The organism is Amycolatopsis sp. lyj-112 (genome assembly GCF_046549055.1).
In the GTDB taxonomy this organism is placed as follows: domain Bacteria; phylum Actinomycetota; class Actinomycetes; order Mycobacteriales; family Pseudonocardiaceae; genus Amycolatopsis.
The window spans coordinates 93,178-110,493 of sequence record NZ_JAJPWS010000002.1 but is presented as its reverse complement, the minus strand read 5'-3'; the positions used below and the strand labels follow the sequence as shown (position 1 = coordinate 110,493).

At 68.9% G+C, this 17,316-nt stretch carries 17 protein-coding genes and 1 tRNA gene; 11 read left to right on the top strand and 7 right to left on the bottom strand.

The window, feature by feature from the left end:
- Positions 1-3: 3 nt before the first annotated feature.
- Both ACLJRL_RS07280 and ACLJRL_RS07275 read right to left on the bottom strand, forming a co-directional pair.
- On the bottom strand, positions 4-1,761 hold the full coding sequence (locus tag ACLJRL_RS07280; protein ID WP_410655289.1) for a diguanylate cyclase domain-containing protein: 1,758 nt from the start codon (positions 1,759-1,761) through the stop codon (positions 4-6).
- Between the two features lie 43 nt (positions 1,762-1,804).
- A tRNA-Gln gene (locus ACLJRL_RS07275) sits at positions 1,805-1,876 on the bottom strand.
- Positions 1,877-2,049: 173 nt separating this feature from the next.
- Here ACLJRL_RS07275 and ACLJRL_RS07270 point away from each other — a divergent pair.
- From ACLJRL_RS07270 to ACLJRL_RS07260, 3 genes are all read left to right on the top strand, one after another.
- Positions 2,050-3,000 carry an acyl-CoA desaturase gene (locus ACLJRL_RS07270; protein WP_410655288.1) on the top strand — a complete coding sequence of 317 codons (951 nt, stop codon included), beginning with the start codon at positions 2,050-2,052 and terminating at the stop codon, positions 2,998-3,000.
- A gap of 98 nt (positions 3,001-3,098) precedes the next feature.
- Positions 3,099-3,692 (top strand): TetR family transcriptional regulator, encoded by a 594-nt coding sequence (locus tag ACLJRL_RS07265; protein WP_410655287.1) that lies wholly within the window; start codon positions 3,099-3,101, stop codon positions 3,690-3,692.
- A 72-nt stretch (positions 3,693-3,764) separates the two neighbouring features.
- Positions 3,765-4,187: a hypothetical protein gene (locus ACLJRL_RS07260; RefSeq protein ID WP_410655286.1), complete on the top strand. Its 423-nt coding sequence runs from the start codon at positions 3,765-3,767 to the stop codon at positions 4,185-4,187.
- Positions 4,188-4,193: 6 nt separating this feature from the next.
- Here ACLJRL_RS07260 and ACLJRL_RS07255 read toward each other — a convergent pair whose 3' ends face one another.
- Positions 4,194-4,586, bottom strand: coding sequence for an NUDIX hydrolase (locus ACLJRL_RS07255; protein WP_410655285.1), 393 nt, complete (start codon positions 4,584-4,586; stop codon positions 4,194-4,196).
- 3 nt (positions 4,587-4,589) lie between these two features.
- Positions 4,590-5,111 (bottom strand): isochorismatase family protein, encoded by a 522-nt coding sequence (locus tag ACLJRL_RS07250; protein ID WP_410655284.1) that lies wholly within the window; start codon positions 5,109-5,111, stop codon positions 4,590-4,592.
- 31 nt (positions 5,112-5,142) lie between these two features.
- On the opposite strand from ACLJRL_RS07250, the gene ACLJRL_RS07245 reads away from it, so the two are divergent.
- Complete coding sequence (locus tag ACLJRL_RS07245) at positions 5,143-5,868, top strand: SDR family NAD(P)-dependent oxidoreductase (protein WP_410655283.1); 726 nt, start codon at positions 5,143-5,145, stop codon at positions 5,866-5,868.
- Here ACLJRL_RS07245 and ACLJRL_RS07240 read toward each other — a convergent pair.
- Both ACLJRL_RS07240 and ACLJRL_RS07235 read right to left on the bottom strand, forming a co-directional pair.
- Positions 5,865-7,049: a PQQ-dependent sugar dehydrogenase gene (locus tag ACLJRL_RS07240; protein WP_410655282.1), complete on the bottom strand. Its 1,185-nt coding sequence runs from the start codon at positions 7,047-7,049 to the stop codon at positions 5,865-5,867. The genes ACLJRL_RS07245 and ACLJRL_RS07240 overlap by 4 nt on opposite strands.
- Before the next feature lie 47 nt (positions 7,050-7,096).
- Positions 7,097-7,861 (bottom strand): helix-turn-helix domain-containing protein, encoded by a 765-nt coding sequence (locus tag ACLJRL_RS07235; RefSeq protein WP_410655281.1) that lies wholly within the window; start codon positions 7,859-7,861, stop codon positions 7,097-7,099.
- Between the two features lie 86 nt (positions 7,862-7,947).
- Between ACLJRL_RS07235 and ACLJRL_RS07230 the strand changes: the two genes are divergently transcribed.
- The 4 genes from ACLJRL_RS07230 to ACLJRL_RS07215 all read left to right on the top strand — a co-directional run bounded on the left by ACLJRL_RS07230 (position 7,948) and on the right by ACLJRL_RS07215 (position 14,492).
- Positions 7,948-8,862 (top strand): LLM class flavin-dependent oxidoreductase, encoded by a 915-nt coding sequence (locus ACLJRL_RS07230; RefSeq protein ID WP_410655280.1) that lies wholly within the window; start codon positions 7,948-7,950, stop codon positions 8,860-8,862.
- A 56-nt stretch (positions 8,863-8,918) separates the two neighbouring features.
- Positions 8,919-12,473 (top strand): transcription-repair coupling factor, encoded by a 3,555-nt coding sequence (mfd, locus tag ACLJRL_RS07225; protein ID WP_410656145.1) that lies wholly within the window; start codon positions 8,919-8,921, stop codon positions 12,471-12,473.
- Positions 12,474-12,552: 79 nt separating this feature from the next.
- Entirely contained in the window at positions 12,553-13,575 is a 1,023-nt protein-coding gene (locus tag ACLJRL_RS07220) for a hypothetical protein (RefSeq protein WP_410655279.1), read from the top strand.
- Positions 13,572-14,492: a MazG family protein gene (locus ACLJRL_RS07215; RefSeq protein ID WP_410655278.1), complete on the top strand. Its 921-nt coding sequence runs from the start codon at positions 13,572-13,574 to the stop codon at positions 14,490-14,492. The genes ACLJRL_RS07220 and ACLJRL_RS07215 overlap by 4 nt, the downstream gene beginning before the upstream one ends.
- Here the strand turns inward: ACLJRL_RS07215 and ACLJRL_RS07210 are convergent.
- Positions 14,489-15,412: an NADP-dependent oxidoreductase gene (locus ACLJRL_RS07210; RefSeq protein ID WP_410655277.1), complete on the bottom strand. Its 924-nt coding sequence runs from the start codon at positions 15,410-15,412 to the stop codon at positions 14,489-14,491. The two genes, ACLJRL_RS07215 and ACLJRL_RS07210, sit on opposite strands and share 4 nt — an antisense overlap.
- A gap of 67 nt (positions 15,413-15,479) precedes the next feature.
- On the opposite strand from ACLJRL_RS07210, the gene ACLJRL_RS07205 reads away from it, so the two are divergent.
- From ACLJRL_RS07205 to ACLJRL_RS07195, 3 genes are read left to right on the top strand one after another with little or no spacing between them, the layout of a single operon-like run.
- Positions 15,480-15,896 carry a winged helix-turn-helix transcriptional regulator gene (locus tag ACLJRL_RS07205; protein WP_410655276.1) on the top strand — a complete coding sequence of 139 codons (417 nt, stop codon included), beginning with the start codon at positions 15,480-15,482 and terminating at the stop codon, positions 15,894-15,896.
- Between the two features lie 54 nt (positions 15,897-15,950).
- The gene (locus ACLJRL_RS07200) at positions 15,951-16,493 is read left to right on the top strand and encodes an RNA polymerase sigma factor (protein WP_410655275.1); all 543 of its coding nucleotides are present in this window, start codon (positions 15,951-15,953) and stop codon (positions 16,491-16,493) included.
- Positions 16,490-17,305 (top strand): zf-HC2 domain-containing protein, encoded by an 816-nt coding sequence (locus ACLJRL_RS07195; protein ID WP_410655274.1) that lies wholly within the window; start codon positions 16,490-16,492, stop codon positions 17,303-17,305. Before ACLJRL_RS07200 ends, ACLJRL_RS07195 begins: the two co-directional genes overlap by 4 nt.
- Positions 17,306-17,316: the final 11 nt, after the last annotated feature.

Below are 17,316 nucleotides of genomic sequence, written 5' to 3'. Positions count from 1 at the left end.
ATCCTACGGGGACTGTTCGGCGTCCCACGCGGGGTCGGTCGGAGCATCCTCACCAGGCCATCCGGTGACCGGATCGATGGCCATCGAGTTCACCGACGAAACCTGGTTCCCGCCGCCGCGTTTCGCCTGGTACATGGCCGCATCGGCGCGGGCGAGGACCTGTTCGGCCCGTTCCTGCGGCCGCAGCGACACGAGCCCGACGGAGAGGGTGACACCGTGCGAAAGGTGATGCGGCAAAGATGCGACGGCATTCACAGAACGACCCAGCGCCTGCTTCGCCGCCGACGCCGGAGCCCCAGGTAGAAGCACGATGAACTCGTCACCGCCGTATCGCGCGACGACGTCGTCGCCGCGCAGGGCGTCGCGCAGCGTGCTCGCGATGACACGGAGCACGTTGTCGCCCTCGGCGTGGGACTGCTTGTCGTTGACATCCTTGAAACCGTCGAGGTCGACGAGCGCGACGGCGAGCGGCTGAGCATCCGCGGACGACGCCAGCGAACGCAGCTTTTCGTCGAGCGCGCGGCGGTTCGGCAACCCGGTGAGCGGGTCCTGCAGAGCCTGCTGGGTGATCGCGCCGTGTTCGGCGGACAGGCGTTCGTGTTCACGGCGCGCGTTGAGCGTGGCGATCTGCGATTCCCGCAGCGACCACATCTCCGCTTCCAGGATGGTCGCGTAGTCGATCAGCGACTGGCTCGCCCCGGACGCGTAATCCGGGGCGGTGTCGAGCCTGGCCAGCTCACGGGCGAGGTTCAGCCGCATCGACGGCAGGGCGGCGTCCTCGTTGTCCTCGCGGACTTCCTTGAGCACCTGCAGCGCGTCTTCGCGGCGGCCGGCGTTGTCCAGGCAGCGGGCCAGCGCGATCGCGATGATCTCGCGCTCGTGCGGGAACATCAGTTCCGGGCTCAGCAGCGAGGTCAACCGCTCGATATGGGACGGTTCGGGTGAGGCGAGCGCGGCCGCCGCGGCGAGCACGCCGACCTGGTCGATCGCGGGCACGCCGGTCCTGCGCGGGAACAGCGACTCGGTGAACGGCCCTTCGGCGGCCTGCGCCATCGACGCCGCGGTGCGGAATTTGTCCGCGCCTTCGTCGTAGCGCTCGATGCGTTCGAGCCGCAGGCCCCAGCCGAGCAGCATCTTGACCCGGTTGATCAGCTGAAGCGCGATCTCGTGCGGGCTCGCGCTGTCGCGGATCGCCTGTGCGGCGCGGGCGATGGCCTCCTCGGCCGCCTCGTAGACGCCCAGCTGGTTCAGCACCAGCCAGCAGTCGACCAGGGTCGTGGAAAGCATCCGGTCCCAGCTGCGCCTGCCGACCTGGCGGTCCGGGACCGCGGAGTCGTCGAGGATGGCCAGTGCCCTGGCGATCTCGGTGAGGGCGGCGTCCTCCTGCTTGGCGATGACGAGGCGACGGCCGCGCAGGGCATGCGCGTCGGCCCGCATCAGCGCGAGACCGTGCCGCCGGGTGTGCGCGAGCATCTCGTCGAGCCTGGGTTCGGCTTCGGCGGCGAGGCCCCGGGTGATCAGCCTGGCCACCGCGGAGTAGCGCAGCAGCTGGGAGACCAGCAACGGCTCGCCGCGGCGCTGGGTCTCGTCGAGGAGTTCGTCGAGGCTGGTGATGATGTCCAGCTGCTCGTTGAAACCGACGCGCTGGATGGCCGCACCGAGTTCGCGCGCGCGACCGTAAAGCCAGGCGTCGGACATCTCCGCCAGCGCCGGCCGCCTGCTGCTGGTCGTCGGGTCGATCGCGTCCTCGGTCAGCCGCACACACCCCCACCGTTGAAAACACCGTTGGTCATCTGTTCGTCTGCTCCGCCGCCAGGATTCGAACCTGAACTGTCAGAACCAAAATCTGAAGTGCTGCCGATTACACTACGGCGGATCGATCCTGGTCAGGATAGCCATGTCACGGAGGTATACGCGCGGGCGGGGGTTGGGTCACAGTCGCGAGCTCTCCCCAGGGCCGGAAACCTCCTGTACCGTAACTTACGGCATCGTAGGTAAGGTCACCCTTAGGGAACCCCTCAGGGCTGCGCGTAGAAAAGAAGTGACTGCATGACGGCTACCCTCGACCGTTCCGAGAAGCCCACGAAGGGCCCCAAACCGGTAATCGAAGGTCATCGATCGAGTGGCGTGCAGCTCTCGGTCTACCTCGGGGTCATCTTCCCGCTCGCCGCTTTGCTCGCGGCTGTCCCGTTCGCCTGGGGCTGGGGACTGACCTGGGTCGACGTCGGTCTGTTCGTCGTCTTCTACGCGATCAGCGGACTCGGTATCACCGTCTCCTACCACCGCTACTTCACGCACGGTTCGTTCAAGGCCAAGCCGTGGCTGCGCGTCGTGATGGCGATCGCCGGCAGCATGGCCGTCCAGGGCCCCGTGATCACCTGGGTCGCGGACCACCGTCGCCACCACGCCTTCTCCGATCGCGACGGCGACCCGCACTCACCGTGGCTGTTCGGCACCACGCCGCTCGCCATCGCCAAGGGTTTCTGGCACGCCCACATGGGCTGGCTGTTCGAGCGCGACCAGACCAACGCCGAGCGGTTCGCGCCGGACCTGGTGAAGGACCCGGCCATCAAGAAGGTCGACGACCTGTTCTGGCTGTGGAGCCTGCTCACGCTGGTCCTGCCCGCGGTGCTCGGCGGGCTGATCACCTGGTCGTTCTGGGGCGCGGTGACCGCGTTCTTCTGGGCCGGGCTGGTGCGCGTCTGCGTGCTGCACCACGTGACCTGGTCGGTCAACTCGGTCTGCCACATGATCGGCGAGCGCCCGTTCGCCGCCCGCGACAAGTCGGCCAACTTCTGGCCGCTGGCGATCTTCTCCTTCGGCGAGTCGTGGCACAACCTGCACCACGCGGACCCGACCTCGGCCCGGCACGGTGTGCAGCGCGGCCAGATCGATATTTCCGCGAGGCTCATCTGGATGTTCGAGAAGTTCGGCTGGGCCTACGATGTGCGCTGGCCGACCCCGCAGCGCCTCGCGCGCATCGCCGCCGAAAGCAAATAGCGAGGTCACGTTAGTCTCCTTCAATGGCGGGGAGACGGCGAACCAAACGTGAAGCGGTCACCGGAGCGCGTCCTGTAGCTCCGGTGGCCCGGGTGCGGATGACGGGAACCGAGCGCAGGCAACAACTTCTCAACGTCGCCAGAGCCCTGTTCGCGGAAAAGGGTTTCGAGGGCACGTCCATCGAGGAGATCGCGCACCGGGCGAACGTCTCCAAACCGGTGGTTTACGAGCACTTCGGCGGCAAGGAAGGCATCTACGCCGTCGTCGTCGACCGCGAGACCCAGCTCCTGCTCGATCGCATGGTCTCCACCCTCCACGGTGGACACCCGAGGGTGATGCTGGAGCAGGCGGCGATCGCATTGCTCTCCTATGTCGAGGATTCGCACGACGGTTTCCGCATCCTCGTGCGGGATTCACCGGTCGCGAGTTCGATCGGCACGTTCTCCACGGTGCTGAACGACATCGCCAGCCAGGTCGAGCACATTCTCGCGCAGCAGTTCGCCGCGCGGGGCTACGACGAAAAGCTGGCCGCGCTTTACGCGCAGGCGCTCGTCGGAATGGTCGCGCTGACCGGGCAGTGGTGGCTCGACGCCCGGAAACCGAAGCGTGACGAGGTCGCCGCGCACCTGGTCAATCTGGCCTGGAACGGTCTGTCCAATTTGGAGCACAAGCCGAAGTTGCGGCTGTACTGAGACGTCGGTCGCGTAGCCGTAACGTTTCCCGGCCGGTGAGCGCTAGGCTCTGCGCCCGCTGTGGAACACAGGGTGCCGCGGAAGAAGACGTGGCTGAAGCCCGTCATCCGCCTGGGCATCTTAGGCGGACAGTGTCGAAAGACCGAGTGCGGTCCCGACGCGAACTTCAAGGTCGTCGGTAAGCAGGAGAATAAGTCGGAAATCGGGCTCAAGCTTTCGGGCGGCACGGATTGCGACGACCTGAAGAACCCCGGTCAGCGGCCGCCGGTCGTCGGTGACTGTCTTCCCGGCGACGTCAATGAGGCGAAGAAGATGGTGAAGGCCGACTGCGCCGCGGCCGGTTACAAGGTCCTCGCGGTCGAGAAGAAACCTGCGGTCTCTTACGGTGACGACACCTGCGCGCACGTGCCGTCCACTGACGCGAAGCTCTTCTGGCACAGGCCCGGCACCGCGCTGCCGCAGGAGCGGGTGCTGTGCCTGGACAAGATCGAGTAGCGGTCGTCAGCGCAGGAGACCGGTCTCCCGCAGGTGGTCGAAGATGATCTTGCCCGCCGCGGAGACCCGGTCCCTGTCGGCGTAACCGAGCCAGGCGATCTCGTCGATCTCACTGCTGGCCGTCAACGTTCCGGTGTATTCGGCGGTGTAGCAGGTCGTCCGGACCACGACTCCTGACCCGTGCCCGTCGGCTTGCGCTTCGAACGTCCCGGCGGGCTCGGCGCTCGCCGGGTCGATTTCGACGGTCAGTTCCTCGCGGATCTCGCGGATCAGGGTCTCCGTGTCGGTTTCGCCGGGTTCCCGTTTGCCGCCGGGCAGGTAGAACACGGTCTTGCCGCGCGAGCGGGCGCCCAGGACCTGGCCACCCACCAGGTGGAGCCACGCGATCTTGTCGATCACGGCTCAGCCCAGCGCCGCGGCGGTCTCGGCGGTCGTCAGAACTTCGCCCAGCCTCGGGAATACCTTGGTGATCGCCGATTCGTGGGAGATGGCCGCGATACCGGCCATCGCGTCCGACACCGCGATGGTCTCGTAGGCGTGGTCGATCGCGGCACGCAGCGTCGACTCGACGCCGTACTCGGTGGCGATCCCGCCGAGCACCAGCGTCTTCACGCCGAGGCCGCGCAGGAGTTCGTCGAGTCCGGTGCGGTAGAACGCGCCGATCGTGTGCTTGGTGATCAGGTGCTCGCCGTCGGCGGGCGTCAGTTCGGCCACCAGTTCACTGCCGGGTGGCTGTTCCTCGACGTCCGGCCGGTGCGCCCGCACGTGGATGATCGGTGAGCCGGCCGCGCTGAAGACGTCCCGCAGCAGGGCGGCGTTCGAGACGACTTCGGCGCCCTCGAGCGGGGTGGTCTCCATCGCGACGATCCGCGTCTGCAGGTCGATCAGCACGAGCGCGGTCGTCGCCGGGTCGATCTTCGTCATGGCGGGAGCCTAGTGTGCCTATGCTGACCCGATGGTGCAGCACAGGGAAGTCGTGATCACCGGCGGCGGAACGGGAATCGGATACGCGGTCGCGGCGGCGTTCGCCGCGCGAGGCGAACGGGTGACGATCACCGGACGGCGCGAGCAGGTCCTCACCGAAGCCGCCACGTTGCTCGGCGCGAATCCGGTGCCGTTCGACGCGGCCGATCCGGACGCGGTGGAGCGGGCGCTGGCGGATCTGCCCGAACGCATCGACGTCCTGGTCAACAACGCCGGCGGGAACACGGATTTCCAGCAGGAGCCCGCGAACGACCTCAAGTCGTTCGCCGCGAACTGGCAGGCCAATCTGGACGCGAACGTGTTCAGCGCCGTGCTGGTCACGCGCGCCGTGCGGGACAGGCTCGCCGACGACGCGCGGATCGTCACCATCGGCTCCATCGCCGCTCACACCGGGGCCGGTTCCTACGGTGCCGCGAAGGCCGCGCTGGAAGCGTGGAACGTAGACGTGGCAAGGGAATTCGGGCCGCGCGGGATCACCGCGAACATCGTCGCGCCCGGCCTGATCGGCGACACCGAGTTCTTCCACGGCAAGCTTTCCGACGAGCGCCGCGCGATGCTCATCGGCAACACGCTGACCAAACGCGCCGGTGAGCCCGCGGACGTCGCCGAAGTGGTGGCCTTCCTGGCGAGCCCGGCCGCGCGGCACGTCACCGGCCAGGTCGTCCACGTCAACGGCGGCGCGTACCTGGGCCGTTAGGCACCCGGTGTCACGCGCAGCAGTTTGTCGTCCTGGCCTTCCGAGGTCGTGACGTAGAGCGAGCCGTCCGGCGCGCTGCGGACGGCGCGGAGTCTGCCGAACTTGTCGTCGAACTCCGGCGGCAGCGTCACTTCGGTGACGGCGCCGGCGTCGTCGAGGCGGAACAGCAGCAGCTTCTGTCCCTTCAACGCGGTCACGGCGAGGGAGCCTTCGAGCGCGCCCCACTGCGGTCCGGTGAGGAATTCGGCGCCGCAGATGGCTTCGGTGATCTCGCCGGTCGTCCACAAAGGACGTACGGCGTCCGGGAACCGTTGCGTGTCGGTCATCGGCACGCCTTCGTCGTAACTGGTCTCGGTGCCGCCCTTGGACGGATCCCAGCCGTAGTTCGCGCCGGCGCGTTCCATGTTGACCTCGTCGTCGATGGTCGGCCCGTGCTCGGCGGTGAACACCTGCCCGGTGCCCGGCCGGACCGTGAGGCCCTGGATATTGCGGTGCCCCAAGGTGAAGACGCGCTGTTCGTTCGGGTTCGAGGCCGAGATGAACGGGTTGTCCGGCAACGGGTTCCCGGTCTTCGCGTCGATGCGCAGCACCTTGCCGCCGAGGCTGGTCTTGTCCTGGGGGTACTGCGGGCGGGCGGTGTCACCGGTGCCGACGAGCAGGGCGCCGTCCGCGCCGAAGGACGGGCGGCAGCCGGAATGCCGACCGCTCGGGTTCACCGGCAGCCCGGTCAGCAGGTCCTTGACCTTCGTGGCGCTCGCGTTGTCCTCCGACAGCCGCCAGGTGACGAGCCGGATGTCGACGGCCTTGTCGCCTTCCTTGTGGGTCTGGCAGGTGATGAACTCGCGCGAAGTCGCGAAGTCCTTGCTGATCACCATCCCCATCAGCCCGCCCTCGCCGCGCACGTGGACGTCGGAGAAGTCGGCGGTGACGTCGCGCTTGGCGCCGTTGTCGATCAGGGCCAGCTTGCCGGGGCGCTGGGTGACCAGGATCTTCCCGTCCGGCAGGAACCCGATGTCCCAGCCGTGTTCGAGGCCGGCGGTCACCTGCTCGACCTTCAGTTTCGTCACGGCGGCCTTCGAGGTGACCGGCGGCGCGCTCTGCACCGTTTCGCTCGACGCCCCGGAACAGGCCGTGACCAGCAAGGACAGGGACGCGATCGCGGCGACGGCGGGAGTGCGCATGGCATCAGCATGCCATCGCGCCCAATCGCCCGCGAGGAACGAACCGGTCATCCGGTCAGGATCTTCGCCGTTTCGGCGTCGGCGGGAAGGAAGGTCTCCAGTTTCAGTTCCGACACGGTGACGTCGGCGGCGGTCGCGAACGTCGTGATGGCGGTGATCAGCCGGAGTTCACCGGCCGAAGTGGACAACCGCATCGGAACGGCGAACCCGAGATGGTCGGGGCCCGGCGGGCCGGGCGCGGGAACGTAACTCTCGAGTTCGGCCAGCAGTGCGGTGAGCCGCTCGTCGGGCGCGTGCGCGATCTCCTGCGTCATCCGTTCGAGGATGTGCCGCGCCCAATCGGCGAGATTGCGCACCCGTGGCGCCATGCCTTCCGGGTGCAGGGCGACCCGCAGGGTGTTGACCGGTTCTTCGAGCAGTTCCGGCGCGACGTCCTCGAAGAGCAGGTCGAGCGCGTCGTTGCGGGCGACGAGCACGCCGTAGCGGTCGACCACGATCGCCGGATACGGACGATGCCCGTCGAGCAGCCGCCGCATGCCTTCGAGGACCGGCCGCAGTCTCGGGTCATCCAGCGACGTTTCGGGGTACCCGGGTGCGAAACCGGCGGCGAGCAGCAGACCGTTGCGTTCTCGCAGCGGGAGTTCGAGTGATTCGGCGACGCGCAGCACCAGGCCGCGGCCGGGGATCGACCGGCCGCCTTCCAGGAAACTCACGTGCCGTTGGGTGGTTCCGGCCCGGAGCGCCAGTTCCAGCTGGGACAACCGCCGCCGCTCGCGCCAGCCCCGGAGCGCGGGGCCGAATCCGGAAACCATGGTCGTCATCTTGGCGGAGGTGCCGACGGCGCCGCCATTCCCTCGAAGGAATTGAGGTGATTCCCCGGCGCGGAGATGCTCGTGGCATGAAATTCGGTCTGGTCGTCCCCACTTATCGGTCCATCCTCGACTCCGGGCGCACCGCGCCGGAAATGGTCGCCATCGCGGCCGAAGCCGAACGTCTCGGCCTCGACTCGGTCTGGGTCGGCGACACCTTGGCGAAGGCGCCCATCGATCCGCTGACCTTGCTCGGCGCGTTCGCCGCCAGAACCGAGCGGATCACCCTCGGCACCGCGGCCCTGCTCCCGGCGTTGCGCGATCCGGTCCTTTCCGCGAACGCGATCCTTTCCCTCGATCTGATCAGCCAGGGCCGGATCACCCTCGGCGTCGGCGCGGGGTTCGCCGGCCGCAGCGAACCGGAGTTCGCCTTCACCGGGGTCCCGTGGGCGCGCCGCCGCGCCCGGCTCGACGACATCGTCGCGCTGTGGCGGCACGTCTGGAGCGGGGGAAGCGGCCCGTTCCACGGCGAGGTCCTGCACTACGACACGCTTCCGGAGTTCCCGGAACCGCACCGCCCCGGCGGTCCTCCGGTCTGGCTCGCCGCGTTCACCCCGGGCGCGCTGGAGCGGGCGGGGCGCCTCTACGACGGCTGGCTGCCGTACCCGCCCGATGTCGCGGACTACGTCGACGGCCTCGCGAAGATCCGCGAAACCGCCGTACGCCCGGTGACGCCCGCGTTGTTCGCGACGGTGCTCATCGAGGACGACCCGGTCCGCGCGCGTGAGCGGCTGGAGGACTACGCGCGGCGGAACTACGGGGTTCCGCTGGACTTCGTCGAGAAGATCCAGGTGCAGATCGCGGGCAGCCGTGACGAGGTCGCCGCGAGGCTTCGCGAATACGCCGACGCGGGTGCCGAACACGTGCTGCTCCGCATCGCGACCCAGGAACCGGCCGAGTTCGACGAGCAGCTCCCGAAGGTGGTCGACGCCCTGCCCAGGTAATCGCGCGGCGGACTGTCGGTGACCCCACGTAGTCTGGGACGGTGACAAACGCTCCATTGTCCGGACTCCTTCATTCCATCCTTCCCGATCCGGCCCTTCGCGGGGTCGTCGAGCGGGCCGGTGCCCCGGTGCTCGAGCTGCAGGGCGCGATCGCGGCCCGGCAGCTGGTCGCGGCCGCCCTCGCCGCGGACGAGGGCGCCGGCCGCCCCGTGCTCGCGGTGACCGCCACCGGCCGCGAGACCGACGAACTGACGGCTTCGCTCAAGTCGTTCCTCGGAGAGGAGGCGGTCGCCGACTTCCCCTCGTGGGAGACGCTGCCGCACGAGCGGCTGTCCCCGCGCGCGGACACGGTCGGGCGGCGGCTGGAGGTGCTGCACCGGCTGAAAACCGGCGCCGACGACCTGCGCGTCGTCGTCTCGACCGTCCGGAGCCTGATCCAGCCGATGGCGCCCGGGCTCGGCTCACTCGCGCCGATCGACCTGGTCGTCGGCGAGGAGCAGAGCTTCGAAGGGCTGCTGGAGCGGCTGGTCGAGCTGGCCTACACGCGGGTGGACATGGTCGAGAAGCGCGGCGAGTTCGCCGTGCGCGGCGGCATCCTCGACCTGTTCGGGCCGACGGCGCAGCATCCCGTGCGGGTCGAGTTCTGGGGCGACGAGGTCAGCGAGATCCGCGCGTTCGCGGTGTCCGACCAGCGATCGCTGCCGGGCGAGATCCAGCACGTCACCGCGCCGCCGTGCCGTGAGCTGCTGCTCACCGAGCAGGTGCGGGCGAAGGCCGCGGAGCTGGCGACGACCTACGAGGCGGACGCCCAGCTCACCGAGATGCTCACCAAGCTTTCGGGCGGAATCCCCGTCGAGGGCATGGAAGCCCTCATTCCCGTGCTGTGCGAGGACGAGCTGGAGCTGCTCACCGACGCCATGCCCGAGGGCACCCACGTGCTGGTGGCCGATCCGGAGAAGATCCGCGCCCGCGCGGCCGACCTGGTCCGCACCGGACAGGAGTTCCTCGAAGCGTCCTGGACCACGGCCGCCGCGGGTGGGCAGGCGCCGATCGACCTCGGCGCGTCGGCGTACCGGGACCTCGCGGAGATCGCGAAGCACGCCCAGGAGACGAAGCGTCCCTGGTGGACGCTGACGCAGCTGGCCAGCGACGACCCCGACGTCTATCGCGTTTCGATCGAGGCCGCGCCGAACTACCGGGGCGAGGTGGAGCGCGCGACGACCGACCTGCGCGCGCACACCGCCGCGGGCGGGACGGCGGTGCTCGTCGTCGCCGGGCACGGCACCGCGGCGCGCGCCGTCGAGCAGCTGTCGGCGGGCGAAGTGCCCGCGGCACTGGCCGAAGGTCTCACCGGGCCGCTGACGGCCGGCGTCGTGACAGTGACCTGTGGCGGTCTCTCGGACGGCTTCGTCTCGCCGGAACGCGCGCTGGTGGTGCTGTCCGAGTCGGATCTGACCGGGCGGGGCGCCGGCGCCGGAACGTCCACAAAGGACTTCAACACCAAGATGCCGTCGCGGCGCCGCAACGCCGTCGACCCGCTCGCCCTGAAAACGGGCGATTACGTCGTGCACGACCAGCACGGCATCGGGCGGTTCGTCGAGATGGTGCAGCGCACCGTCGCCGGCGCCACCCGTGAATACCTGTTGCTGGAGTACGCCTCCTCCAAACGCGGGCACCCCGGCGACAGGCTGTTCGTGCCGACCGATCAGCTCGACGAGGTCTCCCGCTACGTCGGCGGTGAGCTGCCGACGCTGAACAAGCTCGGCGGGTCCGACTGGAAGAACACCAAGGCCAAGGCGAAGAAGGCGGTCAAGGAGATCGCCGCGCAACTGGTGCAGCTCTACGCCGCGCGGCAGGCCGCGCCCGGGCACGCGTTCGCGCAGGACACCCCGTGGCAGGGCGAGCTCGAAGACGCCTTCCCGTTCACCGAGACCAACGATCAGCTCGCCGCGATCGACGAGGTCAAGGCGGATATGGAACGCGGTGTCCCGATGGACCGCGTCATCTGCGGCGACGTCGGCTACGGCAAGACCGAGATCGCGGTGCGCGCGGCGTTCAAGGCGGTGCAGGACGGCAAGCAGGTCGCCGTGCTCGTGCCGACGACGCTGCTGGCGCAGCAGCACCTCAACACCTTCACCGAACGGATGAGCTCGTTCCCGGTGAAGATCAGGGGCCTTTCGCGGTTCACCAACAAGAACGAGTCCGACGTGATCCTGGAGCAGCTGACCTCCGGCGACGTCGACATCGTGATCGGCACGCATCGCCTGCTGCAGACCGGGATCCGGTACAAGGACCTCGGCCTGGTGATCGTCGACGAGGAGCAGCGGTTCGGCGTCGAGCACAAGGAGCACATCAAGGCGCTGCGGACGCACGTCGACGTCCTGACGATGTCGGCCACCCCGATCCCGCGGACGCTGGAGATGTCGCTCGCCGGGATCCGCGAGATGTCCACGATCCTCACCCCGCCCGAGGACAGGCACCCGATCCTGACCTACGTCGGCGCGTACGACGACAAGCAGGTCGGCGCCGCGGTCCGGCGTGAACTGCTGCGCGACGGCCAGGTCTTCTATGTGCACAACAGGGTTTCTTCGATCGAGAAGGCCGCGAAGCGCATTCGCGAGCTGGTGCCGGAGGCGCGCGTCGTCACCGCGCACGGGCAGATGAACGAGGACAAACTCGAGAAGATCATCCAGGGTTTCTGGGAGAACGAGTACGACGTGCTCGTCTGCACCACGATCGTCGAGACCGGGCTGGACATCTCGAACGCCAACACGTTGCTGGTGGAACGCGGTGACCTGCTGGGTCTCGCGCAGCTGCACCAGTTGCGCGGCCGGGTCGGGCGCGGACGCGAGCGCGGGTACGCGTACTTCCTGTACCCGCCGGAAGCACCGCTCACCGAGATGGCGCACGACAGGCTCGCGACCATCGCGCAGAACACCGAGCTGGGCGCGGGTATGGCCGTCGCGATGAAGGACCTGGAGATCCGCGGCGCGGGGAACATTCTCGGCGCGGAGCAGTCGGGACATATCGCCGGCGTCGGTTTCGACCTGTACGTGCGGCTAGTCGGCGAGGCCGTCGACGCGTTCCGCCGGCACGCGGGAGAGGACATGGCGGAGGACGAAGAACTCGCCGACGTCCGCGTGGATCTCCCGGTGGACGCGCATATCCCGCACGACTACGTCCCGGGCGAGCGGCTGCGGCTGGAGGCGTACCGCAAGATCGCGGCCGCGCCGGACCAGGCCGGGATCGACGCGGTGCGCGAAGAACTCATCGACCGCTACGGCCAGCCGCCCGCGGCGGTCCGCCGTCTGCTCGCGGTCGCCGCGTTCCGGCACACCTGCCGCGGCGCCGGCGTCACCGAGGTCGCCGTCCAGGGCTCGTCGATCCGGTTCGCTCCCTTGCCGCTGGCGGATTCCCAGATGGTGCGGCTGAAGCGCCTGTATCCCAAGGCTCTCTACAAAGCCGTCACGAACACGGTTTCCGTGCCGAAGCCGACCGAGGGCCCGGCGGGCGGCCGCATCGGCGCGCCGGTGCTGCGGGACGAGGAACTGCTGGACTGGTGCGCGAAACTGTTGACGAATCTGATGAAGTCACCGGCGCCCGTCGCGTGAGTCTTCGCGGAGGAACCCCGAATCGCGACTTACGACCTGGTTCTCACACCGGGGCCGGTATGAGAGGGTATGCGCTGTGATGCGGATCATGGGGCGCCGTCGTGCGCTGGTCGGGGTTCTTGCCGGTTCTCTCCTTCTCACCGGATGCAACGCCGGACCCGGGCAGGTCGGTGCGGCGGTGATCATCGACGGCAAGTCCACTTCGGTGGATCGCGTGCAGGAGATGATCGACAAGGCCGTCCGTGAGCACCCCTATGGGCAGCAGCTGGCCAAGGAGCACAAGCTCGATCTGGTCGGCCGCGAGATCGTGCGCCAGGAGATCCTCCACGAGCTCACTCTGCGCGCCGCCCAGCGCGAGGGTGTCGGAGTCGACGAGTCCCTCGTCGTGGCCGCGCTGCAGAAGGATCCGCTGGCGGCTCCCATGGAGGCGGCTCAGCAGGGCGACGTCGCGACCAACGTGCAGCAGCTCGTCGCGCGCGTCCGGAATCACCGTGATGCCCTGGTCGACGCGGCCCTGCAGACCCAGCTCGCGCTGAAGTACGTCGACAAGCTGGTCGTCACCGTCGACCACGTGGCGGTTTCCGCTCCCAAGGCCGACGCCGGTGGCACCCCGGCCGCCGTCGATCCGGGCGAGCTGCGTGAGCGGGCGTTCGAGAAGGCTCGTCAGTTCGCCTCTTCGCCGGACGCGGCCGCTCAGGCCGTCGCCCAGGAAGCGCAGGGCAACCCCCAGGAGGCGGGACTCGGCGACAAGGCCGCCGCCGCGCAGTCGCCCGCTTTCGCGTCGACCGTCATGTTCGGGAGCCCGGTCAACACCGTCGTGGCCTTCCAGCCGTCGCCGGAACAGCCGCAGTGGCTCGTGGTCGCCGTGCGCGAGCGGGCCGCGGACAAGCCGGTCTCGGTCGACCAGGAGGCACCGCCCAGCGCCCAGCAGCTGGCCAAGATCGGTATCCGCTTCCTCCAGCCGTACGTCGACCAGCTCGACCTCACGGTGAACCCGCGCTACGGCGTGTGGGATGTTGTGGGCATGGACCTCGCGGCCAACGAAGCGTCGAAGAAGGGCATCGTGCTGCCAGTGCGCGGCGCCACCCCGCAGCAGCGGTGACCACCGCCGTCGTCGTGATCGCGCGCGGGGCGACGCTGCCCGCCGCGGCACTTCCGATCTTGCGACGCAGCGATGCCGTCCATGCGGCGTCCGATGTCGATCCCGCCGCTTTCGGTGTGCCCGCGCTCGGTGCCGGTCCGGTGCGTGACCTCGTGCTCATCGCGGGTTCACGCAAAGAGCCGAAAGCCGCGTCGCTGATCCGGGCGGGCGCGAAGGTGATCGAAGCGCCCGTACCGCCGCTGGTCGAGGCCGCCGAGGTGATGGACAGGCTCCGCTCTCCGGGCGGATGTGCGTGGGACGCCATCCAGACGCACGACTCGCTGCGCCAGTATCTGGTCGAGGAGACCTACGAACTTCTCGACGCCATTGAAGAAGGCGACCGGGGCGCGCTCCGCGAAGAACTCGGCGACGTCCTGCTCCAGGTGCTGTTCCACTCGCGCGTCGCCGCCGAAGATCCGGCCGACCCGTTCGGGATCGACGACGTCGCGTCCGAACTGGTCGCGAAGCTCGTCGGGCGTCACCCGCACGTGTTCGCGGGCTCCCCGCGGGTGGACACCGTCGAACACCAGAACCTCAAGTGGGAAGAACTGAAACAGGCCGAGAAGCGCCGCTTGTCCATCGTGGACGGCGTCGCGCTCGGTCAGCCCGCCGTGGCGCTGGCCGGGAAGCTCGGACAGCGCAGCGGCCGCGCCGGGATCCCGCTGGACCTGTTTCCCGAAGGATCCGAACCGGCCGCCCAGCTGTTCCGGGTGGCCGCGACTGCCCGACGGGCCGGGCTCGACCCCGAAGGTGAGCTGCGCGCCGTCGCGAAGCAGTTCGCTCTCGACATCCGTGACGCCGAGCAGGCCGCCCGCGACGCCGGCCTCGAACCCACGACGCTCGAGGCCGACGGCTGGCGCAAGTTCTGGCCCAGCTAGATCGTCAGGACGAGCTTGCCCTGAACGCGTCCGGATTCACTGAGTTCGTGCGCCTTCGCGGCTTGTTCGAGCGGCAGGACCTCGGCGATCGAGACACGCAGTGAGCCGGCGTCGGCCAAAGTGGCGATTTCCGCCAGGTCCGTTCCGGACGGGGAGACGTAGAACTCGTCGAAACGGAGACCGAGTTCTTCGGCCTTCCGCCGGACCTCCGTCCGGTCCGGACCGTGCCCGACGATGTCGATCAGCGCACCACCCGGTTCGAGCGTGTCCAGGGAACGAGGGCCGTAATCGCCGGAGATCGGGTCCAGCACGACGTCGACGACCTGCGATTTCGTGAAATCGGAGGTCGTGTAGTCGAGGAGTTCGTCCGTGCCGAGATCCCGCAGGAACGCGTGCTTCGCCTCCCTGGCGGTCCCGATGACGTACGCACCCCGGGCCTTCGCGATCTGGACGGCGAGATGACCGACCCCGCCGGCCGCGGCGTGGACGAGCACCCGGTGACCCGGGCCGACCGGGAAGAGCCGGGTGAACGGCTGCCACGCGGTGAGCGCCGCGATCGGGAGTGCGGCCGCCTCGACGTGATCGAAACTTCGCGGTTTCAGCGCGAGAGTGCCCTCGCTGACCGCGACGTACTCGGCGTACGAGCCGTTCGGCGGGAACGTGACGCCGTAGACCTCGTCTCCGGGCCGGAACCGTGTTGTTCCCGGCCCGGCCGAGTCGACCACGCCCGAGAGGTCGAGTCCCACGGTCAGCGGCAGGTCGCCGACGACCAGCCCGTTCCGGATCTTCCAGTCCGCCGGATTCACCCCGGCGGCGTGGACGCGCACCAGGACCTGGCCGTCGCCCGGAACGGGCTTTTCGGTTTCGACGATCCGAAGGACGTCAGGCCCGCCGAAGGAGTCTTGCTGGATCTTTCGCATGGAAACGAGCATGTCGACGCCTGGTACCTGTTGTGAAGTAGGCACTCTCCTGATATCTAGGTACCTCATGGGTACCAACGCCGAGCGGCGGATGTTCGAAGAATGGGTGGCCGTACACGGGCGTGACTGCCCGGCGCGGACGGTCATCGAGGTTCTCGCGAACAAATGGGCGCTTTACGTTCTGGGCGCGATCCGGCGCTACGAGCGGCCGATGCGGTTCAGCGAACTTCGCCGCTTGCTCGACGGCATCACGCAGAAGATGCTGACCCAGACGCTGCGCTCCCTGGAACGGGACGGTTTGCTCCGGCGCGACGTCTACCCCACGGTTCCGCCGCGGGTCGAGTACGGCCTCACCCCGCTCGGTGTCGACGTCGGCCGGCTGACGAACGCCGTCGGCGAATGGGCCGTCGAGAACGTCGACCAGATCGTCGCCGCGCGCACCGCGTACGACGAGAAGGCCGCCGAGCCGGTGCGGCCGCTGTGACGCGGCACACAATCGTGTGAGAACCGATTCCGTGATCTCGACGTCTTGCTGGGTGTGAAGGGAACGGAACCGGACGAAGAGCAGCTCGTCCGCCGCACGGCCAAAGGTGACCGCGCGGCGTTCGAGGAGCTCTACCGCCGCACGTCGCCATGGCTCGCCGTGCGTCTCCGCCGTCGCTGCGCCGACGAGCAGATCGTCGCCGAAGTGATGCAGGAGACCTATCTCGCGGTGTGGCGCGCGGCCGGGGCGTTCGCCGGTTCGGCCGTCGGCGGCAGCGCTGTCGGCTGGCTGTGGACGATCGCCGCGCGGCGGCTCGTCGACGCCTTCCGGCGCAGGGCCCGGCACGCGCAGCCACTGCCGGTCGCCGAAATCACCGCCGCGCCCGCCGCCGAAGACGAGGCGCTGGCCGGGGCGGTCGGCGACCACGTCGGCGACGCGTTGCGCCGGCTCGCTCCCGAACTACGGCAGGTCCTGCAGGCCATGGTGCTCGACGGGCTGACCGTCCGTGAGACCGCGGTTCTGCTCGGGCTGCCCGAAGGAACCGTCAAGACCCGCGCCAGGCGGGCTCGGATCGCGATGCGGGAGGCGCTGTCGTGAACAAGGAACACGTGTCCGAACGGCTCCTCACCGGCTACGTCCGGGGGGACGACGGGCTCGCGGGCGACGAGGTCTGGGCCGTCGAAGCCCATCTGGAGTCGTGTGCGGACTGCCGGGGACGGCTGGCCGTGATCAGCACGCCGTCGGTGACGGCGCTGGTCGACGGCGTCTGGGCCGGACTCGGACCCAAACTGGCCGGTGTGGGAAAGCGGCCGTCGCGGAGTCGCTGGGCTGGGCGGTTGCACACCTGGGTGACGCCGGTGATGCTGCCGTGGCTGGTGATGATCCTCCTGATCCCGACGCTCGGGTTCGTGCTCGACTGGGTCGGTTTCACCAGCAGCGAAGGCTTCTCGTTCGTCCAGCTGTTCTCGCCGGTGCTGCCGGTCCTCGGGGTCGCGGTGTCCTGGGCCAAGGGCCTCGACCCCGCGTACGAACTGGTCACTTCCGCGCCCAGGGGCGGGTTCTATCTGGTGCTGCGCCGGACGACGGCCGTACTCGCGGTCGTACTGCCGGTGCAGGCCCTCGCCGGCTGGTTCGGCGGAGGCGGGTTCGGGCTGGGGTTGCTGCCGAGCCTGGCCTTCACCACCGGGACGCTCGCGCTCGGCGGGCTGATCGGCGTTGCGCGCGCTTCGTACGTCCTGGCCGGGATCTGGGTCGCGGTGATCCTGGCGCCCGCGGTGGCTTCGGAAGGGCGGGCCACCGCGCTCGAACCGCGACTGCTCCCCGTCTGGGGCGCGATCTTCGCGCTGACCGCGGCCGTGGTGGTGCTCAGGAGGAGCGCCTTCGGCCTGCTCAGCGGATCCGAACGATGAACGAAGGGGAG